Here is a 25,891-nt window from a genome sequence, read left to right as displayed (position 1 = left end):
CCCGTGCGGTGGCCCGCACGGGGCGGGCTCACCCCGTGAACGCCTCGCACACCGCCCGGTACTCGCGCGTCCACCAGACCGCCAGGGCCGACACCGCAGGGAACTGCGGGTCGGCCCTTCGGTCGTCCAGGCAGTACCGCCAGCGCAGTATCCAGAAGTCGTTGAGCCGTTCCCACCACACCCGGTGCACCGCCGCGGCGAGCTCCGCCGCCCCCGCCCCGGCCGCCCGCCGGTAGGCCCCCGCGTACGCCCGTACCTTCTCCAGCTCCAGCTTCCCGGCCGGCTGGACGAAGAAGATCGCCGCGGCCCGTACCGCCTCCTCCGCGCGCGGCTGGACACCGAGCCGGTCCCAGTCGAGGATCGCGACGGGGTCCGTGCCCCGGTAGAGGACGTTCAGCGGGTGGAAGTCGCCGTGCACCCAGCCGGTGGCCGGGACGTCGGGGGTGGGAGGCCTGCGGTCGGCGTGCTGTTCCAGCAGGGTGCGCCGTTCCAGGAGGCGGTGTTCGGCCAGCTCGTCGAAGGAGTCCCGGGGGCGGCGCCCGCGTGCGGCCGCCAGCAGGTCCTCGATCAGTGCGAAGGTGTCGACGGGGTCGGCGCTCCGGTGTCCGCCGGGCCGCACGGCAGGCCCCGAGCCCGTCCCCATGACCTGTTCGAGACCGGTGTGCACGGCCCCGAGCAGTGCTCCGAGCCGCTGCGACTGGGCGGTGGTGAGCTGGGCGCCGACCCGGTGCAGCCCGTCCACCCAGGGGTGCAGGGCGTAGCACCGGCCGGCGATCTCCGTGACCGTGCCGCCCTCGGTGTCCTCCAGGGGCGGTGCGACGGGCACACCGAGTGACTGCAGCCGCTGGGTGGCGCGGTGCTGGCGCACGATCGTGGCACGGTCGCCGGTGGAGTCGTCGAGGTGGTGCTTGAGGAAGTACGAGCCGCTGGTGGTGGAGACGCGGTAGCCGTGGTTGAGCAAACCCTGGGTCACGGGCTTGCAGGTGAGGGGCGTACCGGCGTTCGGATAGCGGCGCAGCACCTCGTCCACCGGAGGAACGGGCGGCCGGGGCACGGAGGAGCGGGGCACGGATGAGCACAGCACCTCGCCGGCCGGTGGAGCAGACGGAAGGGTTACAGATGAGCGCGGCACTCACCAGATGTTAGATCACGCTGCGTTGCCGATCGGCTGACTTGCGTGGAAGCCCAGAGTGTGCACGGAGACGAAGTGCGGGTCGACCCCGAGGAACGCGGGGGTGAAGGGCTCCCCGTTCACCCGGGTGGGGGCGATGCCGAAGCGGCCTTGCTGTTCGGCGGTCGGGTGCACGATCTCGGCGGGGCCGGTGAACTGCACGGACCACAGCTCGCCCTCGTCCCCCGAGGGCGCGGTGCTGAAGTTGTCCGCCCCGTACGCCACGACCGTGCCGTCGCAGGCGTCGTGGTAGCCGAGGCCACCGTGCATCCGCAGGACGACACGGCCGTCGACCACGATGTGGCGGGCCACCGCCAGTATCGGGAGGGCCCGCATGCTCGTCGCCAGCCGGCCGTAGGGGACACGGCCGAGCAGTTCGAGCGCGTGGAGTTGCTCAGAGGGCATGCCGTCCACTCTCCGTCACCGGAGAGTCCGTGGAAAGAGGCTGCGGCCCCAGGTGGTGCGGGACCAAAGTCCCGAAGATCACTCACCGGGGAGCGCGACCGCCCCGCCCGCGTCCGGGCCGCCGCCCAGCCTCCTCGGCAGGGAGAACTCCCCCTGCCCGCCGGGTGCGCGGTGTCCGGCCCGCCCGCGCCCGCCCGTCGTGCGCGCCGCTCAGCGCTTCTCCGCCTGCAGCCTGGCGACGTACGCGGCGGCCTGCGAGCGCCGTTCCATGCCCAGCTTGGAGAGCAGGCTGGAGACATAATTCTTGATCGTCTTCTCGGCGAGATGCAGCCGCTCGCCGATCACCCGGTTCGTCAGCCCCTCGCCGATCAGATCGAGGATCTTGCGCTCCTGATCGGTGAGGCTCGCGAGCTTGTCGTCGCCGCGGCCCTTCTTGCCGTCGCGCAGCCGCTCCAGCACCCGGGCGGTCGCGACCGGGTCCAGCAGGGACTTCCCGGCCGCCACGTCCCGTACCGCGTTCAGCAGTTCGTTGCCGCGGATCGCCTTCAGCACATATCCCGAGGCGCCCGCCATGATCGCGTCGAAGAGCGCCTCGTCATCGGCGTACGAGGTCAGCATCAGGCATTTGATGCTGTCGTCCTGGGAACGGATCTCCCGGCAGACCTCCACCCCGCTCCCGTCCGGCAGCCGTACGTCGAGCACCGCCACATCGGGCCGGGTCGCGGGAATGCGGACCAGCGCGTCGGCCGCCGTGCCGGCCTCGCCGACGACTTCGATGTCGGGCTCCACCGAGAGCAATTCATGGACCCCGCGCCGGACGACTTCGTGGTCGTCCAGCAGAAAAACAGTGATTTTTCCTTGTTCGCGCACAAAACGCAGTGTCACACACTCGCCTCTTCCCTGCCGCCGAACGGCGGGATAACGTGCCGTTGTTCCGGCGGCCTGCGAGGCTGTTCCCAGTGCTGTGACCAGCGAGAGTTCCCGACTTTTTCGATTTACTTGGAAATCCAAGCAAAATCGCAGGTCAGATAGGGTTTCGCAGTTAAGCGGCGTACTGGGTAACGTGCTTTTGGCAGGGCGCTCGCCGGGGCACCTGTCACGCCTGTTTCCGGACCGAGCGGCACCCACCCCGTGCACGGGTACGGACACAGGCGAGCCGCACTGGCTTCCCGGCAGACCCCGGGGGCCGGACCGACGGAGGAGCACGCACGTGACCGTGGAGAGCACTGCCGCGAGCAAACCGCGACGCAGCAGTAAGCGGACCAGCGCCGTTAAGACAGCCGCTAAGACGTCCGCCAAGGCGCCGGCCAGGACGTCCGCGAAGACGCCCGCCAGGACGCCGCAGAGTTCCGAGCCCGAGCTCGTACAGCTGCTGACGCCCGAGGGCGAGCGCGTGGAGCACCCGGACTACCGGATCGACCTGACCGCCGAGGAGCTGCGCGGTCTGTACCGGGACATGGTCCTGACCCGCCGCTTCGATGCCGAGGCCACCGCCCTGCAGCGCCAGGGCGAGCTGGGTCTGTGGGCCTCGCTGCTCGGCCAGGAGGCCGCCCAGATCGGCTCCGGCCGGGCCCTGCGTGACGACGACTACGTCTTCCCGACGTACCGCGAGCACGGCGTCGCCTGGTGCCGCGGGGTCGATCCGACCAATCTGCTCGGAATGTTCCGCGGTGTGAACCACGGGGGATGGGACCCCAACAGCAACAACTTCCACCTGTACACGATCGTCATCGGCTCGCAGACCCTGCACGCCACCGGCTACGCCATGGGCGTCGCCAAGGACGGCGCGGACTCGGCCGTGATCGCGTACTTCGGCGACGGTGCCTCCAGCCAGGGAGACGTCGCCGAGTCCTTCACCTTCTCCGCGGTCTACAACGCACCGGTCGTCTTCTTCTGCCAGAACAACCAGTGGGCGATCTCCGAGCCGACCGAGAAGCAGACCCGCGTCCCGCTCTACCAGCGCGCGCAGGGCTTCGGCTTCCCCGGTGTCCGGGTCGACGGCAACGACGTGCTCGCCTGCCTGGCCGTCACCAGGTCGGCGCTGGAGCGGGCCCGCCGGGGGGAAGGGCCCACGCTGGTCGAGGCCTTCACCTACCGCATGGGCGCGCACACCACCTCCGACGACCCCACGAAGTACCGGGCGGACGAGGAGCGCGCGGCCTGGGAGGCCAAGGACCCGATCCTGCGCCTGCGTACGTACCTGGAGAAGCAGGGCGCCGCCGACGAGGCGTTCTTCACCGCGCTGGAGGAGGAGAGCGAAGCCCTCGGCAAGCGGGTGCGTGAGGCGGTGCGGGCGATGCCCGATCCGGACCGGATGGCGATCTTCGACCACGTCTACGCCGACGGGAACCCCCTCGTCGACGAGGAGCGCGCCCAGTTCGCCGCGTACCAGGCATCGTTCGCGGACTCCGCCGAGGAAGGCAAGTAGCCATGGCCATGGAAAAGATGTCCATCGCGAAGGCGCTCAACGAGTCGCTGCGCAAGGCCCTCGACACCGACCCCAAGGTCCTCATCATGGGCGAGGACGTCGGCAAGCTGGGCGGCGTCTTCCGGATCACCGACGGACTCCAGAAGGACTTCGGCGAGGACCGGGTGATCGACACCCCGCTCGCCGAGTCCGGCATCGTCGGCACCGCGATCGGCCTGGCCCTGCGCGGCTACCGGCCCGTCGTGGAGATCCAGTTCGACGGCTTCGTCTTCCCCGCGTACGACCAGATCGTCACGCAGCTCGCCAAGATGCACGCGCGGGCGCTCGGCAAGATCAAGCTGCCGGTCGTCGTGCGGATTCCGTACGGCGGCGGCATCGGTGCCGTCGAGCACCACAGCGAGTCCCCCGAAGCCCTGTTCGCGCACGTCGCGGGCCTGAAGGTGGTCTCGCCCTCGAACGCGAGCGACGCCTACTGGATGATGCAGCAGGCCGTCCAGAGCGACGACCCGGTCATCTTCTTCGAGCCGAAGCGCCGCTACTGGGACAAGGGAGAGGTCGAGACCGACTCCATTCCCGGCCCGCTGCACCGGGCCACGGTGGCGCGCACCGGCTCCGACCTCACGCTCGTCGCCTACGGCCCGATGGTGAAGGTCTGCCTGGAAGCGGCCGCGGCCGCCCAGGAGGAGGGCAAGTCGATCGAGGTGCTGGACCTGCGGTCCATGTCCCCGATCGACTTCGACACCATCCAGACCTCGGTCGAGAAGACCGGACGGCTCGTGGTGGTCCACGAGGCACCGGTGTTCTACGGCTCCGGGGCCGAGATCGCCGCCCGGATCACCGAACGCTGCTTCTACCACCTGGAAGCACCGGTGCTGAGGGTCGGCGGCTACCACGCCCCGTACCCGCCGGCGCGGCTGGAGGACGAGTACCTGCCGGGTCTCGACCGTGTGCTCGACGCCGTCGACCGCGCGCTGGCGTACTGAGGACTGGGGCGTGACAACGATGACCGACACTTCCAACGCTGCTCGCTTCCGTGAGTTCAAGATGCCCGACGTGGGCGAGGGACTGACCGAGGCCGAGATCCTCAAGTGGTACGTCCAGCCCGGCGACACCGTCACCGACGGTCAGGTCGTATGCGAGGTCGAGACGGCCAAGGCGGCCGTGGAGCTGCCGATTCCGTTCGACGGGGTGGTGCATGAGCTGCGCTTCCCCGAGGGCACGACCGTGGACGTCGGCCAGGTGATCATCGCGGTGGACGTGGCACCGGGCAGCGGTGACGCCGCCCCGGCTGCCGTGCCCGTGCCGGCCGCGGAACCCGCCGCGGAACCGGAACCGGAGGCGCCGAAGGGCCGTCAGCCCGTTCTGGTGGGATACGGCGTCGCCGAGACCTCCACGAAGCGGCGCGCCCGCAAGGGCGCCGGGGCGGCGGTTCCCGCCGCGGCGGCGGCCATCCAGGGAGAGCTGAACGGGCACGGGTCCGTGGCCGCTCAGCGGAGCCGACCGCTGGCGAAGCCGCCGGTGCGCAAGCTGGCCAAGGACCTGGGCATCGACCTGGCGACGGTCGTGCCGACCGGTGAGGGCGGCATCATCACCCGCGCGGACGTGCACGCGGCGGCCACGCCCGTGCCGGCCCAGGCCCCCGCGCCCGTCGCTGCGGAGGCCGTCCCCGCTCCCGAGGCCCCGGCTCCGGCCGTGGTCACCACGGTGGGCGCCCGCGAGACCCGTATCCCGGTCAAGGGCGTACGGAAGGCCATCGCCCAGGCGATGGTCGGCAGCGCGTTCACGGCTCCGCACGTCACCGAGTTCGTCACCGTCGACGTGACGCGCACGATGAAGCTGGTGGCGGAGCTCAAGGAGGACAAGGACATGGCGGGGGTGCGGGTCAACCCGCTCCTGATCATTGCCAAGGCCCTCCTGGTCGCGATCAAGCGGAACCCGGAGGTCAACGCCGCCTGGGACGAGGCGAACCAGGAGATCGTGCAGAAGCACTACGTCAACCTGGGCATCGCCGCCGCCACCCCGCGCGGACTGATCGTCCCGAACATCAAGGATGCGCACGAGCAGACGCTCCCGCAACTGGCCGCGTCCCTGGGCGAGCTGGTCTCCACGGCCCGCGAGGGCAAGACGTCCCCGGCCGCGATGGCGGGCGGCACGGTGACCATCACCAACGTCGGCGTCTTCGGCGTCGACACGGGCACCCCGATCCTGAACCCGGGCGAGTCCGCGATCCTCGCGGTCGGTGCGATCAAGCTCCAGCCGTGGGTGCACAAGGGCAAGGTGAAGCCCCGTCAGGTCACCACGCTGGCCCTGTCGTTCGACCACCGCCTGGTCGACGGCGAGCTCGGCTCCAAGGTTCTGGCGGATGTCGCCGCGATCCTGGAACAGCCGAAGCGGCTGATCACCTGGGCCTGACGGCCTGACGGCCTGACGGCCTGACGGCCTGACGGCCTGACGGCCTGACGGCCCGACGGTCCGGGCTGACGGCCTCACCGCTCGGCCGCAATGAAGGAGGGGCCCCGCGTACCGCGGGGCCCCTCCTTCACGCTGTTGTCCGTGGCTCGGCCGGTACGGTCGGCCGTACTGCCGGACGGGACTACTTCTTGAAGCTGTAGTCCATGATCTTCTTCATGTCCGCGGTGCGGGTGGTCGCGCTCGTGGAGGAGAGCACCGTGCCGATGACCGTCTTGCCGTTGCGGGTCGCGGCGAAGACCAGGCAGTACTTGGCCGTCGGGCCGGAACCGGTCTTCACACCGATCGCCCCGCTGTAGCTGCTGAGCATGGCATTGGTGTTGGACCACGACATGTAGCGGTAACCGCCGGACTTCGTGGTGACCTTCTGCTTGGTCGACTTGGTCTTCACGACCGTGCGGAACGTGGAGTTCTTCATCGCGCTGCTGGCGATCTTCGTGAGGTCGCGCGGCGTCGAGTAGTTCGAGCCGTTCCCTATGCCGTCGAACGAGTCGAAGTGGGTGTTCTTCAGGCCGAGGGACTTCGCGGAGGCGTTCATCTTGCCGATGAAGGACTTCACGCGGGCCGCACGGGTGGTGCCGGAGCCGTACTTGTCGGCCAGCGCGTACGCGGCGTCGCAGCCGGACGGCAGCATCAGGCCGTACAGCAGCTGCCGGACCGTGACCTTGTCGCCCACGATCAGGTGGGCCGAGGAGGCGCCCTTGGAGACGATGTAGTCGCTGTACGCCTTCTGGATCGTGACCTTGGAGTCCAGGTTCAGATTCTTCTGCTCCAGGACGACCTTGGCGGTCATGATCTTGGTGGTGGAACCGGTGGAGCGACGGGTGTCCGCGGCCTTGGTGAACAGGGTCTTCGCGGTGCCGTTGTTCATCACGAAACCGCCCTTGGCGGTGATCGTGGGGGTGGGCGGCGTGGCTGCCTGCGCGGTGGAGGCGAACACGCTGCCCGCGATGACGGCACCCGCGGTGAGAGCCACGGTGGCAGTGGCGGAAACGCGGTTTATGCCCTTAATGCCGATTTTCAACTTGAACGCTCCAAATGCCCCTGGAATGCGGCCACATGAGGGTGCCGCTCGGTGGTGAGACTCATGAGACGGGTGGAAGGATGTGCTGATTCCTGGGGCAATTTCGGAGCAACGCAGGGTTCGGTTCGAGGGGCGCCCTCGCGAAAGCCCGGCAGGTGTCCCCGGAGGTTCGCTGCGGGGCTCCCTGAAAGCGCGGCGCGGATCTTCCCCGAAGTGTGGCGCGGGCCTCCCCCGGAGTGCGGCGCGGATCTTCCCCGAAGTGTGGCGCGAGTCTTCCCCGAAGTGCGACGCGGATCTTTTTCTGCGGCGGGGCCGGGTCTGTCCGGAAACAGGCAGGGGCCTGTCCGGATCCCGGACGGGCGCCGCGATGCACGCATCTTGTATCTATGCTGTGTACATGCCTGCCGCACCCCCAGCCGTGAAGCCCCCCGTGAAGTCCGCCGTGAAGCCGGCGAAGCCGACCGTCAAGCAGCCCCCCGCCGCCGAGCGCGTCTATACCCACATCAAGGAAGCGGTTCTGGACCGTCGCTACGAGGGCGGCACGCTCCTCACCGAAGGTGATCTCGCGGAGGCCGTCGGTGTCTCCCGTACGCCCGTGCGGGAGGCGCTGCTGCGGCTGGAGGTCGAGGGGCTGATCAAGCTGTATCCGAAGAAGGGCGCTCTCGTGCTCGCCGTCTCCGCGCAGGAGATCGCGGACGTGGTGGAGACCCGGCTGCTGGTCGAGGAGTTCGCGGCCCGCAAGGCCGTGCCCGCCTCCGCGCAGTTGATCGGACGGCTCGAAGAACTCCTTGAGGAGCAGCGTCGGTTGGCTCAGGCCGGGGATCTGGCCGCAGTGTCCGTGAAGGACCGCTGCTTCCACGCCGAGATCGTGCGCAACGCGGGCAACGACATTCTCTCGCGCCTCTACGACCAGCTGCGCGACCGGCAGTTGCGGATGGGCGTCGCCGTGATGGAGGCGCATCCGGGGAGGATCGCCGCGAACATCACCGAGCACGGCGAGCTGCTGGAGGCCATCCGGTCCGGTGACGCCGACGGTGCCGCGCAGGTCGTGCGACGTCATGTCAGCCGGGTCAAGGTGCTGGTCAGGGGTGAGGACCGGTGAGTTCCGCCGCCGCTCCCACCCTCTCCCTGCCCGGTGATCCACCCGGCGGCCGGCGTGCCGTGTGGGTGTGGGGCATCGGTGTCGCCGTCTACTTCGTCGCGATCATCTTCCGTACCAGCCTGGGCGTGGCCGGGCTCGACGCCGCCGACCGGTTCCACGTCAACGCCTCGGCGCTCTCCACCTTCTCCATCCTTCAGCTGCTCGTCTACGCGGGCATGCAGATACCCGTCGGCCTGATGGTCGACCGGCTCGGCACCAAGAAGGTCCTCACCCTCGGGGCCGTGCTGTTCACACTCGGGCAGCTCGGCTTCGCGTTCTCCCCCTCGTACGGCATGGCGCTGGCGTCCAGGGCGCTGCTCGGCTGCGGGGACGCGATGACGTTCATCAGCGTGCTGAGGCTCGGCGCGCGCTGGTTCCCGGCCCGGCGCGGTCCGCTGATCGGTCAGGTCGCCGCGCTCTTCGGGATGGCGGGCAACCTCGTCTCGACGCTCTTCATCGCGCGGGCCCTGCACGGATTCGGCTGGACCACCACGTTCGCCGGCAGCTCCGCTGCCGGGGTTCTCGTCCTCGTTCTGCTTCTGCTGTTCCTGAAGGATCACCCCGAGGGCCACGAGCCGCCGCCCGTCGAGCACGCGGGCGCCGCCTATGTGCGCAAGCAGATCGCCGCCGCCTGGCGGGAGCCCGGCACCCGGCTCGGCATGTGGGTGCACTTCACCACGCAGTTCCCGGCCATGGTCTTCCTGCTGCTGTGGGGTCTGCCGTTCCTGGTGGAGGCGCAGGGGCTGAGCCGGTCCGCGGCCGGTGAGCTGCTCACCCTGGTGGTGCTCTCCAACATGGCGTTCGGGCTGGTCTACGGGCAGATCATCGCCCGCCACCATGCGGCCCGCGCCCCGCTGGCCCTCGGTACGGTCACGGTGACGGCCCTGCTCTGGGCGTCGACCATCTTCTACCCGGGCGACCACGCGCCGATGTGGCTGCTGATCGTCCTGTGCGTGGTGCTCGGCGCGTGCGGTCCCGCCTCGATGATCGGCTTCGACTTCGCGCGGCCCGCCAACCCGCCGGAGCGCCAGGGCACCGCGTCGGGCATCGTCAACATGGGCGGCTTCGTCGCCTCGATGACCACACTGTTCGCCGTCGGTGTGCTGCTGGACGCGACCGGAGACAACTACCGGATCGCGTTCGCCTCGGTCTTCGTGCTGGAGACGCTCGGCGTCGTACAGATCCTGCGGCTGCACTCCCGGGCCACGCACCGCGAGCGGGACCACCATGTGATCAGCCGCGTGGAAGCCGTGCACGTACCCGCGTGACGCGTCTGTCGCGCCGGATCGGCGGCGCGCCCGTCCTCGCACGACGGGCGCCGCCGACCCACGGTGGCACGGCGCCGGGGCGCTACGGCCTCGGGACCTCAGGGCCTCGCAGCGTCACGGCGTCACGGCGAAGTTCTGCAGGATCGCCGCCGCCAGTTCCGGGTCGCCCTCGACCTTGACCCGGTCCGCGACCGCGCCGGCGCGCACCCGCCCGCAGGCGAGGCGGAAGTACGTCTCCCAGTCCATCGCGAGCGTCACCGCGGGCCCCAGCGACGGCGAGCCGTCCACCGAACCGCGTCCCTCCGCGTCGACCCTGACCGTGCGCAGGAACTCCATCGGCCCGTGCACATCGAGCACGACCGCCGAGTTGTTCGGCGCGCCCGCGTCCTTGGCGACCACCTTCGGCAGCGCGGCGAGCAGGGTGTCCCGGACGATGGAGGCGCCGGGAGAGTCCAGATTGCCGGGCTGCCCCAGCGTCGTCCGCAGATCCTGCTCATGCACCCAGACGTCGAAGGCGCGCATCCGCAGCGCGAGTTCGAGGGTCTGCTCGGCGCCCAGCGGCGCCCGGACCATGGTCTCGGGGTCACGCGTCTCGTTGCGCAGCTGACGTGCGCGGCGAATGATCGTGTACTCCAGCTCGGAGGTCATCTCCGGCGCGGTGTGGTGACGCCGCACATCGACCTGCATCTCCATGTAGCGAGCGAAGTCGCTCTGCACATGGAAGAGGTCGCGCGGCAGCGTGTGGATCGGACGCGGATCGCCGAGCTGCTCGGACTCCATGCCGATGATGTGCGAGACGATGTCGCGCACCGACCAGTTGGGGCACGGTGTACGGGCGTTCCACTCTCCCTCGGCGAGCGGCTTCACCAGCTCGGCTATCGACTCGATGGAGTGGGTCCAGGCATCGGCGTAGGTCTGGAGGCTGGGATGGACGGTCACGGGACCCCTCGTGCGGTTCTGCGGTGCATGGGCTGGAGTGCTGGGCGCGGGCGGTGGGCTGCGTGGGAGGTGCGGTCGCTCAGGGCGTCCGGTCACTGGGGGGTGGCGTCACGGGGCTGGGCACGCGCATCTGCGGCGTTGTCGTCGGTCGCCGACGCTCCGCGTTGACTCCCTCCGCCGCCTTGCAGCTGCACGCACCCGGCCCCGCTCCTTCTTCCACCCCCCAGTCGCCGGACGCTCTAAGTTACGCTGCGAGCAGGCACCCCGGCAGTGCTTTCGTGTGACGATCGTAGGCCCGTGTTGACGGCTCGAATGCCAGGACGGTGGTAGTGTGCGCGCCTCCCTCATCCAGATCGCAGTAGACCCGGACGAATCCGTCAATTCCCGCCGGGAGCGTGCGGCTTCGCTGATCGCGGACCAGCGCGGTGCGGATCTGGTGATTCTTCCCGAGCTCTGGCCCGTCGGCGCCTTCGCCTACACGGCCTTCGAGGCCGAGGCCGAACCCTTCCAGGGACCCACCCACGACATCATGGCGAAGGCCGCGGCAGACGCCGGGGTCTGGCTGCACGCGGGCTCCTTCGTCGAGCGCGCCGACGACGGCACTCTCTACAACACCGCGCTCGTCTTCACGCCCGAGGGCGAGCGGGCCGCCGCGTACCGCAAGATCCATCGCTTCGGCTTCGACCAGGGCGAGGCGGTCATGATGGGCGCCGGCGAGGAACTGGTCACGGTCGCGCTGCCGGAGACCACGCTGGGCCTTGCCACCTGTTACGACCTGCGCTTCCCGGAGATGTTCCGTGGTCTGGTCGACGCGGGCGCCGAGACGCTGATCGTCGCGGCGGGCTGGCCCGAGCGCCGCCGCTCCCACTGGACACTGCTGGCCCAGGCCCGTGCCGTCGAGAACCAGTCGTATGTGCTGGCCGTCGCCACCGCGGGCACCCACGCCGGAATCCAGCAGGCCGGACACAGCATCGTCGTCGATCCATGGGGCGAGGTGCTCGCCGAGGCGGGCGCGGACGAGGAGGTGCTGAGCGTGGAGTTCGACCCGTCGAAGGTCGCCGCCACGCGTGAGCAGTTCCCGGCGCTCAAGGACCGGCGGCTGGGGCTGGCCCCGCCCGAGACGGTCAAGTAGTCCCGTTTCACGTGAAACCGGGCCCGGCGCCGTCGTCGGGCCCGCCCACCGATGATTCCGCCCACGGTCCGCGGGTCCTCGACGGTTCCGGCCACAGTCCGCGGGTCCTCGACGGTTCCGGCCTCGATCCGCGGGTCCTCGACGGTTCCGGCCTCGATCCGCGGGTCCTCGACGGTTCCGGCCTCGATCCGCGGGTCCTCGACGGTTCCGGCCGCGCGGCCCCTCGGCTGCCTGACGGGCTCGGCCTCCGCGCCCGTCAGTCGTGCTCGCGCTCCTTGTCCGCGAGCACGATGACGCACACGGACACGGCGATCAGCAGCGCCATGTCGGCGTCCTCCCGTACGACGTCGATGCCGTACGTGTCCCGGACGGTCAGCCACCGTCGCGAGATCTGGGCCAGCAGTTCCCCGTCGTAGTCGATGGCGAACTCGCGGTCCAGGATCTTGCCGCTGACATCGAGCTCGGTGCCGTCCACCAGCGTGACCCGGTAGTGGTTGCGCAGCAGCGACAGCCGTTTGCGCTTGACCTCGGCGAGCTCCTCGCCCTCGCGCTCGATGAGCATCGTGTCGCGCAGACTGAGCAGCTTCTGCCGGATCTCGACCAGGATCCGGCCCTGCGCGTCCTTCAGCTCGAAGGTGTCACGCACCCGCAGGGCCTTGCCGTCGACGAGGAAGACCTTGCGGCCGTCCGTGTCCTCGATCCAGTAGTCGTCACCGACGGCGAAGAGCCGTTCACGTACCAGGAATCTCATGGCTCACAGGTTCCCCCAGGACTCCCCGGAATGCGTGGACCCTCAGGAATGCGCGCGGGCCACGGTGATGTTGACTGTTCACATGGCAACACGTGCGCGCGTCAGGGCCCCCGAGCTGATCGGCAAGGGCGGCTGGCTCAATACAGGCGACCAGCAGTACACCCTCGCTGACCTGCGGGGACGCATTGTGATCCTGGATTTTTGGACCTTCTGCTGTGTGAACTGTCTGCATGTCCTCGATGAGCTGCGCGAGCTGGAGGAGAAGCACCGCGACACCGTCGTGATCATCGGTGTGCACTCGCCGAAGTTCGTGCACGAGGCCGAGCACCAGGCGGTCGTCGACGCCGTCGAGCGGTACGAGGTCCACCATCCGGTCCTCGACGACCCGGAGCTGGCGACCTGGAAGCAGTACGCCGTACGGGCCTGGCCCACGCTCGTCGTCGTCGACCCCGAGGGTTATGTCGTCGCCCAGCACGCGGGTGAGGGACATGCGCACGCCATCGAGAAGCTGGTCGAGGAGCTGGAAGAGGAGCACGAGGCGAAGGGCACACTGCACCGCGGTGACGGCCCCTATGTCGCGCCCGAGCCGGTCGCCACGCATCTGCGCTTCCCCGGCAAGGCCCTGCTTCTGCCCGACGGCGGATTCCTGGTCTCCGACACCACCCGGCACCGCCTGGTCGAGATCGAACGTGACAGTGAAACGGTTCGCCGTCACGTCGGAACGGGGGACCGGGGATTCGCCGACGGCGCGCCCGACGAGGCCCGGTTCTCCGAGCCCCAGGGACTCGCCGTGCTGCCCGACGGCTGGATCGCGGTCGCCGACACGGTCAATCACGCCGTCCGCGCCCTCGACCTCACCACCGGGATCACGACGACCCTCGCCGGCACCGGCCGCCAGTGGTGGCAGGGTTCGCCGACGGCCGGCCCGGCCCGCGAGGTCGACCTCTCCTCCCCCTGGGACGTCGCCTGGTTCGCGGACCGGCTGTGGATCGCCATGGCGGGCGTGCACCAGCTGTGGACGTACGACCCCGGGACGGGGACCGTGCGTGTCGCGGCGGGCACGACCAACGAGGGCCTGGTCGACGGGCCCGCCGACGAAGCCTGGTTCGCCCAGCCGTCGGGGCTCGCCGTGTCGGCCGACGGGGAGCGGCTGTGGGTCGCCGACTCGGAGACGTCCGCCCTGCGGTACGTCGAACGCGACGGCACCGGCTTCGCCGTCCGCACGGCCGTGGGCACCGGCCTCTTCGACTTCGGGCACCGCGACGGCCGGGCGGATCAGGCACTGTTCCAGCACCCGCTGGGCGTGACCGCGCTGCCCGACGGGTCCGTCGCCGTCTGCGACACGTACAACCACGCGCTGCGACGCTACGACCCCGCGAGCGGCGAGGTCACCACCCTGGCCACGGATCTGCGTGAGCCCAGCGACGCGGTGCTGGTCGACGGCGATCTCGTCGTCGTCGAGTCCGCCCGGCACCGGCTGACCCGGCTGCGGCTCCCGGAGGAGGCCGTACGCGTCGCCGGCCAGGCACATCACACGCAGCGCGCAGCCACCGAGATCGCGCCGGGCACGCTCCGGCTCGATGTGGTCTTCCAGGCGCCCGCCGGACAGAAGCTGGACACCCGGTACGGTCCTTCGACCCGGCTGCTGGTCTCGGCGACCCCGCCCGAGCTGCTCGCGGAGGGTTCCGGTCCCGGTACCGACCTCTTCCGCGACCTGGTCCTGGCCGACGGCGTCACCGAGGGGGTCCTGCATGTGTCCGCCATGGCGGCGTCCTGCGACGACGACCCGGAGAACGAGTACCCGGCCTGCCATGTCCACCAACAGGACTGGGGCGTCCCCGTCCGCGTGAGTGCGGAGGGAACGCCCCGGCTGCCGCTGGTGCTGGCAGGCATGGACGAGCAGGCCTGACGGCGCGCGAAGTCCCGGAAGCGCGGTGGCGGAGGGGCTTGCGTGCCGGTGCGGTGTGTGCGGCGAGGGGGATTCGCCGTACACACCGCAGGCTCGTCGCGCGGCCTGGCCCAGCAGGTCAGGAGCCCGCCTGCTTCATGGAGCTCACCGCGTCGGCAACCGTGCTCCGGTACAGGCCCAGCTTCGGGGAACGCACCTTCACATCGGGGCCGAGCTCGAAGTTCTGCGTGTCGGCGTTGGGCATGTGGTCCCCGTCGGCGAGCACGTTCATCTCGTCGATCCAGGTCAGGCCGTTCGCACCGCTCGGGTTGAGGTCGATCACCGCGATGGCGGCCGTCTTGGGCTTCACCGGGTACGCGGGTGCGCCGCCCAGGCCGCCGGGAACGGCCGGCTGGATGTCGGAGCTGTGGTCCGAGGCCTTCGCGGCGCCCAGGCTGACCCGCGGGAAGTAGCTCAGGCCGCAGGAGTTCGCGCCGACGTTGTTGACCTCGATCACCTGCTGGGTGGCCGAACCCTCGCGGGGGTACACACGCACCGACAGGTCCCCGCTCTTGCACGGGTGCTTGTAGGCGTAGCTGTCGCTGGTGTCGCCGCTCGTCGTGGTGCCGCCGCCGGACGTGCCGGACTTCGAGGTGCCCGTCTTCGTGGCTCCGGCGTTCTGCGCGGTACCGCCGGTCTTCGCGGTGTTCGTGGTCGTCGCGTCGGCGGTCGACCGGGAGGAGTCCGTCGAAGCGGCGGCCGACGCGGCGTCGTTCGCCGGACCGGCGGACTTCGTGCCGGTGTCGTTCCCGCCGCAGGCGGTGAGGGCCAGGGCGAGCACGGCGGTGGTCGCGGCGGCGAGGGCGGCGGAGCGGTTGCGGAAGGTACTCATGGAAATTCCCCCGAGTGTGACGAGTGCGATGGGAGGCGGACGCCCGGTCATCCGGCGAACGCCTCTGACCTGCTGACATCCATGAGTCTGGGACCCGCCGCTCATGTTCCGCTGTCGTCCGGCTGACGTCCCGCTGACGTCTTCGGCCGTGTCCGCGGGCGTCCTCACGGAGGCCGGCACGGGTGCCTTCGCAGGTGGCCTCGTGGGTGTTCTCGCGGCCCCCGCCGTCCGGCCCGCGCGGCTCGAACACCGGTATCACTCGCCGCCCACGCCGGCCGGCATGGGGGACGCGGGGAACGCACGCGTCGGCGGCCCAGGGTTCAGCCGTCGTCGGCGAGCCGCCGGACCGCCTCTTCGTACCGTTTGCGGTACTCCGTGTGTGCCGTGACCCGCAGCAGCGCTTCGAGGGCCCGGACCGCGCCGTCGTCGTAACCCGCGTGTTCCGCCTCCCCGGCCGCCAGGTCCAGCAGCCGGATGCCCTCGTCCTCCTCGCCGAGCGCCAGCCGGGCCTCGCCGCTGACGGTCAGCAGCAGCACCCGGCGCGCGACCTCCTCGTGCTCGGGGCCGAGGTCGAGCGCCGTGCGGGCGGAGTGCAGCGCCTCCTGCGGGCGGTCGGCGGTGAGCTGCATCCGGGCGAGGTGCTGCAGGGCGAGCATCTCGGTGTGCGCGTCGGCTTCCTCGCGGGCCAGGTCGACGGCGCGCTCGCAGCCCTCCAGCGCCACGTCGAGCCCGCCCTGCTCGGCCTGCACGATGGCCAGGTTGATCAGCGCGGTCGCCTCGCCGAGCCGGTCGCCGGCCTGCCGGGCGAGGGCGGGCGAGCGCTCCAGCAGGGTGACGGCCTCGGTGGTCCTGCCCTCCTCGGTCAGCACCCAGCCCAGCAGATTGAGCACCCGTGACTCGGCGTAGGGATCGTGCTGGGTACGGGCCGAGTCCAGCGCCAGTTCCAGCAGCGGGGCCCAGCTGTCGCGTACCCGCCACACCACCTGCGGCCACTGGAGCAGGATGATCCGCCAGGTCCGGTCGTCGAGTCCGGCGGTCCGGGCCGCGAGGGCGGCCAGGGCCAGGTCGTCGCGCTCACCGGCCAGCCAGCGCATCGCAGCCTCCCGGTCGGTGAAGTCCCTGACGGCGGCGGGGCGGCGGAAGTCGTCCGGCAGGACGAAGCAGGGCTCACCGCCGGGCTCGGCCGTGTCGGCGGCGGCGAGCGCCGTCGCTATGTAGTGGTCGAGGACACCGATGAGGGCTTCGGACCCGGACGCGGGGTCCAAACCGCGCGCGTAGAGGCGTACCAGGTCGTGCAGGATCCAGCGGCCCGGCGCCGTCTCGGTGACGAGGTGCGCGGTGGAGAGCCGGTCCAGTGCGGCCGCCGCGACGACCGGGTCCGTACCGGCGAGCGCGGCGGCCGTGTACGGGTCGAAGTGGCTGCCGGGGTGGTGACCGAGCCGGGTGAACTGGTGGACGGCGTCCGGCGGCAGCTGCTGCACGGTCAGCCGGAGCGCGGCGGAGACGCCGGTGTCGTCCACGTCGAGGTACGTCAGCCGGCTGCGTTCGTCGGCGAGTTCGTCGGCCAGACCGGCCAGGGTCCGCTGCGGGCGCCCGGCCAGCCGGGCCGCGGTGACGCGCAGGGCGAGCGGCAGTCCTCCGCAGAGTCCGGCGAGCCGACGGGCGGCCACGGGTTCGGCGAGGACCCGTTCCTCGCCGAGCACACCGGCCAACAGGGCGGTGCCGTCCTGCGGTTCGAGTACGTCGAGCGGAACGGGACGGGCCGCGTCCGAGGCGATGAGGCCTTCCATCCGATGCCGACTGGTCACCAGCGTGACGCAGTCCGTGCCGCCCGGGAGCAGCTGCCTGACCAGGGCCGAATCACGGGCGTTGTCGAGAACGACGAGCAGCCGTCGCCGGTCGGTCAGGGACCGGAAGAGCGCTGCCGCTGCGGGGGCGGACTCCGGGACGCGGCGCGGCGCGACGCCGAGCGCCAGCAGGAACTCGCGCAGGACCTCGATGAGCGTCGGATCACCGGTGGCGCTGAATCCGCGCAGATCGGCGAAGAGCCGGCCGTCCGGGAAGGCGGCGGAGTTGCGGTGCGCCCACTGGAGGGCCAGCGCGGTCTTTCCCACGCCGGCCGGTCCGGTGACCAGGCAGATGGGTGCCTCGCCCGCCGCGGCCCGGCTGAGCGCGGCCAGTTCGGCGCCCCGGCCGTGGAAGCCGCGGGGCGCGCGGGGCAGCAGGTCGATGGGGTGCGGTTCGCCGACGAGGAGCTGCGGGGCCGGGGAGCGGGGAAGCGGCGGGCCGGGGGTGCTGTCCGTCCCTGCCTCCGTACCCGCCCCGGCCTCCGTGCCACCGGCCGGGCCGGCCGGCGCAGCCGGCCCGGGGTCGCCGCGCAGGATCAGCGCGTACGCGTCGGCGAGTTCGTGCCCCGGGTCGATCCCGAGCTCGTCGGCGAGCAGCCGCCTCGTGCGGTGGAACCAGTCCAGGGCCTCCGACTGACGCCCCGCCCGGTACAGCGCCGTCACCAGCGCCGCCGCCAGCGACTCCCGCAGCGGATGCGCGACCGCTTCCGCCCGCAGCACCGCCGCGGCCCGGCTGTGTTCCCCCAGCGCCGTGTAGGAGTGCGCCAGTTGCTCGACCGCCGCCAGCCGGGACTCCTCCAGCGAGTGCGCGGCGGCCTGCAGCGGCGGGCCGGCGAACGCGCCGGTGAGCGCCGGGCCCTGCCACAGGGACAGGGCCTCCTTGAGCATCAGTACGGAGTCGGCGGGGCTGCGCTGCTCCCGCGCCAGCACCAGCAGTTCCTCGAACCGCTGCGAGTCCAGCAGGGTCTCCGGCACCCGCAGCACGTACGCGTCGCCGAGCGTGATCAGTTCCACCCCGTACGCCTCCGCGTCCGCGCCCACCAGGAGGGCGCGGAGCCGGGAGACATGGCCCTGGATGACACTGCGGGCGTGCAGCGGCGGTTCGTCGTCCCACAGGGAGTTCGTCAACCGGGACACGGACACGGGTGTGTTGGCTGACAGCAGCAACGCGGCCAGCAGGCTGCGGCGTTTGGCCGGGCCGAGGGGCAGCGGCCCGGTGCGGGTGTCGACGGAGACGGTGCCGAGCAGCCGGAACTCCACGTACGGCTTCCCTTCCGGGCGAGTGCACCTGTGGTGGGGGCACAGGCAAAGTCCCAGGATATCGGGGGTGCCGCGGAGTCGGCGAGGGGTCACCACCGGGTCGGCGGGGCGCGATCCGGGAGTCGTCGTGGGGCAGGGGTGGTGGCGCTCGTCCCCGGGCACGACCTCGGTGCCGGGCGGGCCGGCGAACGCGCCGACACCGATGAGGACGATGCGCGCTCCGAGTCCCGTGATTCCCGCCGCCTCGACGGCCCGGCGGCTCCGGGCCGGTGTACGGATCGCGTACCCGGCCCGGTGACGACCATGCCCGGGACCGCGGTCGGGGCGGTGGGTGGCTCAGCCCGCCAGGAACGCCGCCAGCGCGTTGGCCAGCAGATACGGGTCGTCGGCGCCGCACAGCTCACGGGCGCTGTGCATCGAGAGGATCGCGACACCGATGTCCACGGTCTGGATGCCGTGCCGGGCGGCGGTGATCGGGCCGATCGTGGTGCCGCACGGCATCGAGTTGTTGGAGACGAACGTCTGCCACGCCACGCCGGCCTTCCGGCACGCCTCCGCGAACACGGCCCGGCCGCTGCCGTCGGTCGCGTACCGCATATTGACGTTGACCTTGAGGATCGGTCCGCCGTTGACCACCGGGTGGTGGGTCGGGTCGTGGCGCTCGGCGTAGTTGGGGTGGATCGCGTGGCCGGTGTCGGAGGAGAGACAGACGGTCCCGGCGAAGGCGCGGGCGCGGTCCTCGTACGTACCGCCGCGGGCGAAGACGGAACGCTCCAGGACCGTGCCGAGCAGCGGTCCGTCGGCGCCCGTGTCGGACTGCGAGCCGTTCTCCTCGTGGTCGAAGGCGGCCATGACCGGGATGTACGGCAGCTCGGCGTCCGGCTGCCCGGCGACGGCGGCGAGCGCGGCGGTCGCCGCGTGCACGGAGAGCAGGTTGTCCATCCTGGGCCCGGCCAGCAGCTCGCGGTCCCGGCCCAGGTAGGCGGGCGGCTCGACGGCGTGCGGCATCAGGTCCCAGCCGGTCACGTCCTCGGCGTCGACGCCCGCCTCCTCGGCGACGAACCGGATCAGGTCGCCCTCCTCGACCTCTCCGAGCCCCCAGATCGGCTGCATGTGCTTCTGCCGGTCCAGCTTCAGGCCGTCGGGGTTGGCCGACCGGTCCAGATGCACGGCCAGCTGCGGTACGCGCAGGAGCGGCCGGGCGATGTTCACCAGCCGGTGCGTGCCGTCGCGCAGCGAGATCCGGCCGGCGAGACCGAGGTCCCGGTCGAGCCAGGTGTTGAGGAGCGTCCCGCCGTAGATCTCCACGGCGACCTGGCGCCAGCCGTACGCGCCGGTGTCGGGCAGCGGCTTGACCCGCAGGTTCGGCGAGTCGGTGTGCGCCCCGACGATCCGGTACGGGGTGTGGGCCGACGCACCCTCGGGCACGTACCAGGCCACGATCGCGCCACCGCGCAGGACGTACTTCCCCCCGGTGGTGCCGTCCCAGGCCGCGGTTTCCTCGACCTGGCGGAACCCGGCCTTCTCCAGCCGCTCGGCCGCAGCGGCCACGGCGTGGTACGGGGAGGGGGAGGCCATCAGGAAGGCCATCAGATCGTCGGTGTGGCCGCGGTCGAAGCGGAGGGAGGAACTCATGTTCTTCACTGTAACGAGGCCGGACCGGCCGGATTCACCGTCGTCCCGGGGGCGGCGCCGTGGTGCGTCCGCGGAGGCCGGGGCGGATGCGGGGAGGCCGGGCCTACAGCTGGTCGATGGCGGTCAGGTCGATGTCGATGTCGTACGGGGCGGAGAGCTTCAGCCGGTCGTGGTGGACGCCGGTGGACACGTATTTCTTGTTGACCGGGTCCAGCTGGTACGTCCAGACCACGGGCCGGTCGTTCCCGCCCATCTCGGCGAGCCAGAAGTTCGGGATGCCCGCCCCTGCGTACTTGTGCGGCTTGGTGTCGCGGTCCCGGGCCTCGGAGTCGGGCGAGACGACCTCCACGGCGAGCAGGACGTCGGCGGCCTGGTAACGGGTCTGACGCTGATCCCCGTCCGCTTCGGCAGTCACCACGACGAGATCGGGCTCCGGGACATTGCGCTTGCCCAGCACGACGGCCATTTCACGGCGAACGCGCAGATCATCGGGTACGTGGCTGCGCAGGCCCTGTTCCAGCAGATACATCGCCAGCGTGTGGAACTTCCGCTGCGGACTCACGAAGACCAGGCTCCCGTCGATCAGCTCTGTGTGCGGCGGGAGGTCGTCAAGCGTGAACAGGTCGTCCGCGGTGTAGCCGTCCGGTGGCGGGACCGGCCACTTGGAATCGGCACGCCGCGACTGCGACGCCTTGGGCAGTGCCTCGGCGGTCATGGTTCCTCCCATGGACGGGATTCTGGGCCCTGCAGCCAGCGTACCCAGCTGATACGACAGCACCGCCACCCGAAAGCGTGTCCGGGTGACGGTGCGTGTTGACGATCGTGAGCGGGGCCGGAGGCTGGTGCTGTGGCCGGAAAGGTTCACCGGCTCACCTCTCCGGCCACAGCACTAGAACGCGGCCTCGTCCAGCTCCATCAGCGAGTTGTCGACGGATTCCGCGAGCGCGCGCTCGGTGGAGACGCCCGGCAGGACGTTCGCGGCGAAGAACTTCGCGGCGGCGATCTTGCCCTGGTAGAAGGCGACGTCCTTCGCCGTGGCGGTCGGCAGCTTCTCGGCCGCGACGGCCGCGCCCTTGAGCAGCAGGTAGCCGACGACCACATCGCCGGAGGCCATCAGCAGGCGGGTGGTGTTGAGGCCCACCTTGTAGATGTTCTTGATGTCCTCGCCGGTCGCGGTCAGGTCGGTGATCATCGTGCCGACGATCGCCTCCAGATCCACGGCAGCCTTGGCGAGCGAGTCCAGCGCGCCGGACAACTCCTCGTTGCCCTGGGCGCCGGCGAGGAACTTCTTGATCTCCTCGGAGAGGGCGTTCAGCGAGGCACCCTGGTCGCGGACGATCTTCCGGAAGAAGAAGTCCTGGCCCTGGATCGCCGTCGTGCCCTCGTACAGCGTGTCGATCTTGGCGTCACGGATGTACTGCTCGATCGGGTACTCCTGGAGGTACCCGGAGCCGCCGAACGTCTGGAGCGACTGCGCCAGCTGCTCGTAGGACTTCTCGGAGCCGTAGCCCTTCACGACCGGGAGCAGCAGGTCGTTGAGGCCGTGCAGCGCCTTGGCGTCCTCGCCCGCGGCCTCCTTCTCCTGGATCGCGTCCTGGACGGTGGCGGTGTACAGCACGAGGGAGCGCATGCCCTCCGCGTACGCCTTCTGCGTCATGAGCGCGCGGCGCACGTCGGGGTGGTGCGTGATGGTGACCTTGGGGGCGGCCTTGTCCATGAACTGCGAGAGGTCGGTGCCCTGGACGCGCTCCTTGGCGTACTCCAGCGCGTTCAGGTAGCCGGTGGACAGGGTCGCGATGGCCTTCGTGCCGACCATCATGCGGGCGAACTCGATGATGCGGAACATCTGGCGGATGCCGTCGTGCTTGTCGCCGATCAGCCAGCCCTTGGCCGGGTGCCGGTCGCCGAAGGTCATCTCGCAGGTGTTGGACGCCTTGAGGCCCATCTTGTGCTCGACGTTCGTCGCGTACACGCCGTTGCGCTCGCCCAGCTCGCCGGTGGTCCAGTCGAAGTGGAACTTCGGGACCATGAAGAGCGAGAGGCCCTTCGTGCCGGGACCGGCGCCCTCGGGGCGGGCCAGCACGTAGTGGATGATGTTCTCGGACATGTCGTGCTCGCCCGAGGTGATGAAGCGCTTCACGCCCTCGATGTGCCAGGAGCCGTCCTCCTGCTCGACGGCCTTCGTGCGGCCCGCGCCGACGTCCGAACCGGCGTCCGGCTCGGTCAGCACCATCGTCGAGCCCCACTGCTTCTCGACGGCGATCTCGGCGATCTTCTTCTGCGCCTCGTTGCCCTCCTCGAAGAGGATGCCGGCGAACGCCGGGCCCGAGGAGTACATCCACACGGCCGGGTTCGAGCCGAGCAGCAGCTCCGCGTAGGACCAGATCAGGGAGCGCGGCGAGGTGGTGCCGCCGATCTCCTCGGGCAGGCCCAGACGCCAGTACTCGGAGTCCATGAAGGCCTGGTACGACTTCCTGAAGGTCTCCGGGACCGGCGCGGTGTTGGTCTCCGGGTCGAAGACCGGCGGGTTGCGGTCGGCGTCGGCGAAGGATTCGGCCAGCTCGTTCTCCGCGAGACGGGCGACCTCGTCGAGGATGCTCTTCGCCGTCTCGACGTCCATCTCTGCGAACGGGCCGGTGCCGTACGTCTTGTCGCGCCCGAGGACCTCGAAGAGGTTGAACTCGATGTCGCGGAGATTCGACTTGTAGTGCCCCATGGAAGGCTCCGTAATCAATAGCAGTGGCGCGCAGCGCCCCGGGAGGGGGGTGTGGGCCGGGCGGGCGACGAGCTGGCGTGGGTATATCAGCTGACCTCTCCGATGATGCTACCCGCCAGTAATAAGATGCAACCCCTCAAGGGCCCGATGTGGCCGATTACTCTTTGCGGCATGTACGGCTACGACCAGAACCCGGGTGCACAGCAGCAGATGGGTGGCGGCTACGGCGAGCAGCCGCTGTATCCCGAACCCTCGCCGCCCTCCCTGGGGGACGCGGTACGTGCCTTCACCACCGGCTCGCTGTCCGCCGAGGACTTCCAGCAGATCTTCGCGACGTCGAAGGTCTACTGCCCGCGTGGCGACAATCCCGGCTTCCTCGCACTGCACAACACCCAGCAGCCGGTGATCCCGATGTTCACCACGCTCAAGGAGCTCCGGCTGTACGCGGGCAAGGAGTCCAAGTACTTCGTGATCACCGGGGCCGAGGTGATCGACCTGCTGCCGACCGGCTACGGCTTCGTCCTCGACATGGAGGGTGAGCACCGCATGGTCTTCGACGCGAAGGCCGTGGAGCAGATGGTCGACTTCGCGATGCGCCGTATGTACGGCTGAGATCCGCTCTTCGTTTCCCGAAGGGGCCCGTACCGCCAGGTACGGGCCCCTTCTCGTCGTCCGGCCGGAGCGCGGGAATGAATGACGCCTTGCAGGATGTTCACCGTTCAACTAAATTGGGCTCAGGACAAACCCGGAGGTGGCTCCCATGCCCGCAGTGACCGTCGAAAACCCGCTGACCCTGCCCAAGGTCGCCGCCTCGGGCGACGCCACGGCCCGTCCCGTGCTCGCCGTCACCACGGCGCCGAGCGGATTCGAGGGGGAGGGCTTCCCGGTTCGCCGTGCGTTCGCCGGGATCAACTACAAGTACCTCGACCCGTTCATCATGATGGACCAGATGGGCGAGGTGGAGTACGCGGCCGGAGAGCCGAAGGGCACCCCCTGGCACCCGCACCGCGGCTTCGAGACCGTCACGTACCTGATCGACGGAACCTTCGTCCACCAGGACTCCAACGGTGGCGGCGGCACCATCCGCAACGGTGACACCCAGTGGATGACCGCCGGGTCCGGCCTCCTCCACATCGAGGCCCCGCCGGAGTCCCTGGTGATGTCGGGCGGGCTCTTCCACGGCCTCCAGCTCTGGGTGAACCTGCCCAAGGCCGACAAGATGATGGCCCCCCGCTACCAGGACATCCGCGGCGGCCAGGTCCAGCTCCTCGCCTCCCCGGACGGCGGCGCGCTGCTCCGCGTCATCGCCGGTGAGCTCGACGGACATGAGGGTCCCGGCATCACCCACACCCCGATCACGATGATCCACGCCACGGTCCGTCCCGGCGCCGAGGTGACCCTGCCGTGGCGCGAGGACTTCAACGGACTCGCGTACGTGCTCGCCGGGCGCGGCACCGTCGGTGCGGAGCGACGTCCCGTCCACATGGGGCAGACCGCGGTCTTCGGCGCCGGCTCCTCGCTGACCGTCCGCGCGGACGAGAAGCAGGACGGCAACACCCCGGACCTGGAGGTCGTGCTGCTCGGCGGCCGTCCGATCCGCGAGCCCATGGCGCACTACGGGCCGTTCGTGATGAACAGCCAGGCCGAACTGAAGCAGGCCTTCGAGGACTTCCAGGCCGGCCGCCTCGGCACGGTGCCCGCCGTCCACGGGATGTGACCCCCGCGGCCGACGTGTGACAGTTCGTCACCCGTACGGCCACGCAAGCGGGACATCGCCCCCGCGCCGTGATCGGGTGGGAGGGTGCAGACCCCCAAGCCCCTCCTGCCCGACGGCGCGCGGCGTACCGCCGCCTGGTGCGGTGTCGTTCTCCTCGTCACCGGGGTCGCCGCGGTCGCCGTCTGGCTGTGCGTCATCTTCAAGACGGCGGTCACCCCCGTGCTGCTCGCGCTGCTCGGCACGGCGCTGCTCGGGCCGGTCCACCGCTGGCTGACCGGCCGCGGACTGAACCGCTCACTGGCCGCGGGGCTCACCTGCGCCCTGCTCGTCGCGGTGGTCGGCGGCGCCGGATACATCGTCGTCACCGCGCTCGTCGACTCCGGCGACCAGATCGTCCGCTCGCTGAAGGACACCGGGCAGTGGGTCGTCGACCACTTCGGGATCAGCAAGAACACCAATGTGGACGACCTCGTCGCCAACGCCCACAAACTCTTCCAGAAGTTCGGCGCGAGCGCGGCGGGCGGACTCCTTTCCGGGATCAGCCTGATCGGCTCGCTGATCGCCACGAGCGTGCTCGCCCTCCTGCTGACCTTCTTCTTCCTGCGCGACTCCGACCGGGCCGCGGGCCTCGCCCACTCGATCGCCCCGCGCGGCACCGGAGACCTGGTCGAGGCCATGGGGCGGCGGGCCTTCGAAGCCGTCCAGGGCTTCATGCGCGGCACCACCTTCATCGCGCTGATCGATGCGATCTGCATCACCGTCGGCCTGCTGATCCTGAGCGTCCCCGGCGCGGTGGGGCTCGGCGCGCTGGTCTTCGTCGGTGCCTACATCCCCTATCTCGGGGCTTTCATCTCCGGCACGGTCGCGGTGCTGGTCGCGCTCGCCGACCGGGGGTTCGTGATCGCGCTCTGGGCCCTGGGGGTGGTGCTCGCCGTTCAGGTGCTGGAGGGCCACGTCCTGCAGCCGATGATCCAGAGCCGTACGGTCCAGATGCACCCCGCCACCATCATGATCGCGATCACCGCGGGCGCCGGTGTGGCGGGACTGCTGGGCATGCTGCTCGCGGTGCCGGTCTGCGCGGCCGCCTTCGGCATCGTCGGCGAACTGCGGGGGGAGCGGGGAGCGGAGGGCGAGGGCGGCGAGCCCGATGGCCCGGCCCCGCCCGACGCCTGACCGGGGGCGTGCCCGTCCGCGCGGAAGCCCGGACG

The 25,891-nt window shown here is 70.4% G+C and carries 21 protein-coding genes; 10 read left to right on the top strand and 11 right to left on the bottom strand.

The annotated features are described in order from the left end of the window. Window positions 1–28: 28 nt before the first annotated feature. From ACIQCZ_RS17675 to ACIQCZ_RS17665, 3 genes are all read right to left on the bottom strand, one after another. Entirely contained in the window at window positions 29–1,021 is a 993-nt protein-coding gene (locus ACIQCZ_RS17675) for a phosphotransferase (RefSeq protein WP_402283554.1), read from the bottom strand. A gap of 126 nt (window positions 1,022–1,147) precedes the next feature. Next, complete coding sequence (locus tag ACIQCZ_RS17670) at window positions 1,148–1,576, bottom strand: pyridoxamine 5'-phosphate oxidase family protein (RefSeq protein ID WP_402283218.1); 429 nt, start codon at window positions 1,574–1,576, stop codon at window positions 1,148–1,150. 210 nt (window positions 1,577–1,786) lie between these two features. After that, window positions 1,787–2,446 carry a response regulator gene (locus ACIQCZ_RS17665; protein ID WP_376276609.1) on the bottom strand — a complete coding sequence of 220 codons (660 nt, stop codon included), beginning with the start codon at window positions 2,444–2,446 and terminating at the stop codon, window positions 1,787–1,789. Between the two features lie 340 nt (window positions 2,447–2,786). Here ACIQCZ_RS17665 and pdhA point away from each other — a divergent pair, with 340 nt between their 5' ends. The 3 genes from pdhA to ACIQCZ_RS17650 are packed head-to-tail and all read left to right on the top strand — an operon-like array spanning window position 2,787 to window position 6,416. Further along, the gene (pdhA, locus tag ACIQCZ_RS17660; RefSeq protein WP_402283216.1) at window positions 2,787–4,004 is read left to right on the top strand and encodes a pyruvate dehydrogenase (acetyl-transferring) E1 component subunit alpha; all 1,218 of its coding nucleotides are present in this window, start codon (window positions 2,787–2,789) and stop codon (window positions 4,002–4,004) included. 2 nt (window positions 4,005–4,006) lie between these two features. Continuing rightward, window positions 4,007–4,987 (top strand): alpha-ketoacid dehydrogenase subunit beta, encoded by a 981-nt coding sequence (locus ACIQCZ_RS17655; RefSeq protein ID WP_376209159.1) that lies wholly within the window; start codon window positions 4,007–4,009, stop codon window positions 4,985–4,987. A 10-nt stretch (window positions 4,988–4,997) separates the two neighbouring features. Continuing rightward, window positions 4,998–6,416: a dihydrolipoamide acetyltransferase family protein gene (locus tag ACIQCZ_RS17650; RefSeq protein ID WP_402283214.1), complete on the top strand. Its 1,419-nt coding sequence runs from the start codon at window positions 4,998–5,000 to the stop codon at window positions 6,414–6,416. Between the two features lie 181 nt (window positions 6,417–6,597). On the opposite strand, the gene ACIQCZ_RS17645 is transcribed toward ACIQCZ_RS17650, so the two are convergent. Then, a complete protein-coding gene (locus tag ACIQCZ_RS17645; RefSeq protein WP_402283213.1) occupies window positions 6,598–7,497 on the bottom strand; it encodes a D-alanyl-D-alanine carboxypeptidase family protein in 900 nt (299 codons plus the stop codon). A 397-nt stretch (window positions 7,498–7,894) separates the two neighbouring features. Here ACIQCZ_RS17645 and ACIQCZ_RS17640 point away from each other — a divergent pair, with 397 nt between their 5' ends. Together ACIQCZ_RS17640 and ACIQCZ_RS17635 are read left to right on the top strand one after the other, a co-directional pair. Continuing rightward, window positions 7,895–8,599, top strand: coding sequence for a GntR family transcriptional regulator (locus ACIQCZ_RS17640; protein ID WP_402283212.1), 705 nt, complete (start codon window positions 7,895–7,897; stop codon window positions 8,597–8,599). Then, window positions 8,596–9,906 (top strand): nitrate/nitrite transporter, encoded by a 1,311-nt coding sequence (locus ACIQCZ_RS17635; RefSeq protein ID WP_402283210.1) that lies wholly within the window; start codon window positions 8,596–8,598, stop codon window positions 9,904–9,906. Before ACIQCZ_RS17640 ends, ACIQCZ_RS17635 begins: the two co-directional genes overlap by 4 nt. A gap of 114 nt (window positions 9,907–10,020) precedes the next feature. Here the strand turns inward: ACIQCZ_RS17635 and ACIQCZ_RS17630 are convergent, their stop codons facing one another. Further along, window positions 10,021–10,845: a maleylpyruvate isomerase family mycothiol-dependent enzyme gene (locus ACIQCZ_RS17630; RefSeq protein ID WP_402283209.1), complete on the bottom strand. Its 825-nt coding sequence runs from the start codon at window positions 10,843–10,845 to the stop codon at window positions 10,021–10,023. Window positions 10,846–11,176: 331 nt separating this feature from the next. On the opposite strand from ACIQCZ_RS17630, the gene ACIQCZ_RS17625 reads away from it, so the two are divergent. Then, the gene (locus ACIQCZ_RS17625; protein ID WP_402283208.1) at window positions 11,177–11,977 is read left to right on the top strand and encodes a carbon-nitrogen family hydrolase; all 801 of its coding nucleotides are present in this window, start codon (window positions 11,177–11,179) and stop codon (window positions 11,975–11,977) included. Window positions 11,978–12,233: 256 nt separating this feature from the next. On the opposite strand, the gene ACIQCZ_RS17620 is transcribed toward ACIQCZ_RS17625, so the two are convergent. Then, window positions 12,234–12,728 carry an LURP-one-related/scramblase family protein gene (locus tag ACIQCZ_RS17620; protein ID WP_402283207.1) on the bottom strand — a complete coding sequence of 165 codons (495 nt, stop codon included), beginning with the start codon at window positions 12,726–12,728 and terminating at the stop codon, window positions 12,234–12,236. 82 nt (window positions 12,729–12,810) lie between these two features. Between ACIQCZ_RS17620 and ACIQCZ_RS17615 the strand changes: the two genes are divergently transcribed. Further along, on the top strand, window positions 12,811–14,637 hold the full coding sequence (locus tag ACIQCZ_RS17615) for an NHL domain-containing thioredoxin family protein (protein ID WP_402283206.1): 1,827 nt from the start codon (window positions 12,811–12,813) through the stop codon (window positions 14,635–14,637). 118 nt (window positions 14,638–14,755) lie between these two features. Here ACIQCZ_RS17615 and ACIQCZ_RS17610 read toward each other — a convergent pair whose 3' ends face one another. From ACIQCZ_RS17610 to ACIQCZ_RS17590, 5 genes are all read right to left on the bottom strand, one after another. Then, window positions 14,756–15,508 (bottom strand): DUF4232 domain-containing protein, encoded by a 753-nt coding sequence (locus ACIQCZ_RS17610; RefSeq protein WP_402283205.1) that lies wholly within the window; start codon window positions 15,506–15,508, stop codon window positions 14,756–14,758. A gap of 320 nt (window positions 15,509–15,828) precedes the next feature. Further along, a complete protein-coding gene (locus ACIQCZ_RS17605) occupies window positions 15,829–18,615 on the bottom strand; it encodes an AfsR/SARP family transcriptional regulator (protein WP_402283204.1) in 2,787 nt (928 codons plus the stop codon). A 336-nt stretch (window positions 18,616–18,951) separates the two neighbouring features. Beyond that, on the bottom strand, window positions 18,952–20,250 hold the full coding sequence (locus tag ACIQCZ_RS17600) for a M18 family aminopeptidase (RefSeq protein ID WP_402283202.1): 1,299 nt from the start codon (window positions 20,248–20,250) through the stop codon (window positions 18,952–18,954). 103 nt (window positions 20,251–20,353) lie between these two features. Continuing rightward, the gene (locus ACIQCZ_RS17595) at window positions 20,354–20,977 is read right to left on the bottom strand and encodes a Uma2 family endonuclease (RefSeq protein WP_402283200.1); all 624 of its coding nucleotides are present in this window, start codon (window positions 20,975–20,977) and stop codon (window positions 20,354–20,356) included. Between the two features lie 162 nt (window positions 20,978–21,139). Then, window positions 21,140–22,966, bottom strand: a complete 1,827-nt coding sequence (locus ACIQCZ_RS17590) for an acyl-CoA dehydrogenase (protein WP_402283198.1) — start codon at window positions 22,964–22,966, stop codon at window positions 21,140–21,142. Window positions 22,967–23,137: 171 nt separating this feature from the next. Here ACIQCZ_RS17590 and ACIQCZ_RS17585 point away from each other — a divergent pair, with 171 nt between their 5' ends. From ACIQCZ_RS17585 to ACIQCZ_RS17575, 3 genes are all read left to right on the top strand, one after another. Continuing rightward, window positions 23,138–23,578 carry an SseB family protein gene (locus ACIQCZ_RS17585; RefSeq protein ID WP_072487501.1) on the top strand — a complete coding sequence of 147 codons (441 nt, stop codon included), beginning with the start codon at window positions 23,138–23,140 and terminating at the stop codon, window positions 23,576–23,578. A 148-nt stretch (window positions 23,579–23,726) separates the two neighbouring features. Continuing rightward, the gene (locus ACIQCZ_RS17580; protein WP_351071882.1) at window positions 23,727–24,683 is read left to right on the top strand and encodes a pirin family protein; all 957 of its coding nucleotides are present in this window, start codon (window positions 23,727–23,729) and stop codon (window positions 24,681–24,683) included. 84 nt (window positions 24,684–24,767) lie between these two features. Next, window positions 24,768–25,856 carry an AI-2E family transporter gene (locus ACIQCZ_RS17575; RefSeq protein ID WP_402283196.1) on the top strand — a complete coding sequence of 363 codons (1,089 nt, stop codon included), beginning with the start codon at window positions 24,768–24,770 and terminating at the stop codon, window positions 25,854–25,856. The last annotated feature ends 35 nt before the right edge of the window (window positions 25,857–25,891 follow it).

The organism is Streptomyces sp. NPDC093149 (assembly GCF_044754145.1).
Lineage (GTDB): Bacteria > Actinomycetota > Actinomycetes > Streptomycetales > Streptomycetaceae > Streptomyces.
This window is presented reverse-complemented; position numbering and strand designations above follow the sequence as displayed.

Bases quoted from the DNA above. Each gene is read 5' to 3' on its own strand.
- ACIQCZ_RS17670 (WP_402283218.1), bottom strand. From the start codon at position 1,576: ATGCCCTCTGAGCAACTCCACGCGCTCGAACTGCTCGGCCGTGTCCCC.
- ACIQCZ_RS17655 (WP_376209159.1), top strand. From the start codon at position 4,007: ATGGCCATGGAAAAGATGTCCATCGCGAAGGCGCTCAACGAGTCGCTG.
- ACIQCZ_RS17640 (WP_402283212.1), top strand. From the start codon at position 7,895: ATGCCTGCCGCACCCCCAGCCGTGAAGCCCCCCGTGAAGTCCGCCGTG.
- ACIQCZ_RS17620 (WP_402283207.1), bottom strand. From the start codon at position 12,728: ATGAGATTCCTGGTACGTGAACGGCTCTTCGCCGTCGGTGACGACTAC.
- ACIQCZ_RS17615 (WP_402283206.1), top strand. From the start codon at position 12,811: ATGGCAACACGTGCGCGCGTCAGGGCCCCCGAGCTGATCGGCAAGGGC.
- ACIQCZ_RS17610 (WP_402283205.1), bottom strand. From the start codon at position 15,508: ATGAGTACCTTCCGCAACCGCTCCGCCGCCCTCGCCGCCGCGACCACC.
- ACIQCZ_RS17600 (WP_402283202.1), bottom strand. From the start codon at position 20,250: ATGAGTTCCTCCCTCCGCTTCGACCGCGGCCACACCGACGATCTGATG.
- ACIQCZ_RS17595 (WP_402283200.1), bottom strand. From the start codon at position 20,977: ATGGGAGGAACCATGACCGCCGAGGCACTGCCCAAGGCGTCGCAGTCG.
- ACIQCZ_RS17590 (WP_402283198.1), bottom strand. From the start codon at position 22,966: ATGGGGCACTACAAGTCGAATCTCCGCGACATCGAGTTCAACCTCTTC.
- ACIQCZ_RS17585 (WP_072487501.1), top strand. From the start codon at position 23,138: ATGTACGGCTACGACCAGAACCCGGGTGCACAGCAGCAGATGGGTGGC.
- ACIQCZ_RS17580 (WP_351071882.1), top strand. From the start codon at position 23,727: ATGCCCGCAGTGACCGTCGAAAACCCGCTGACCCTGCCCAAGGTCGCC.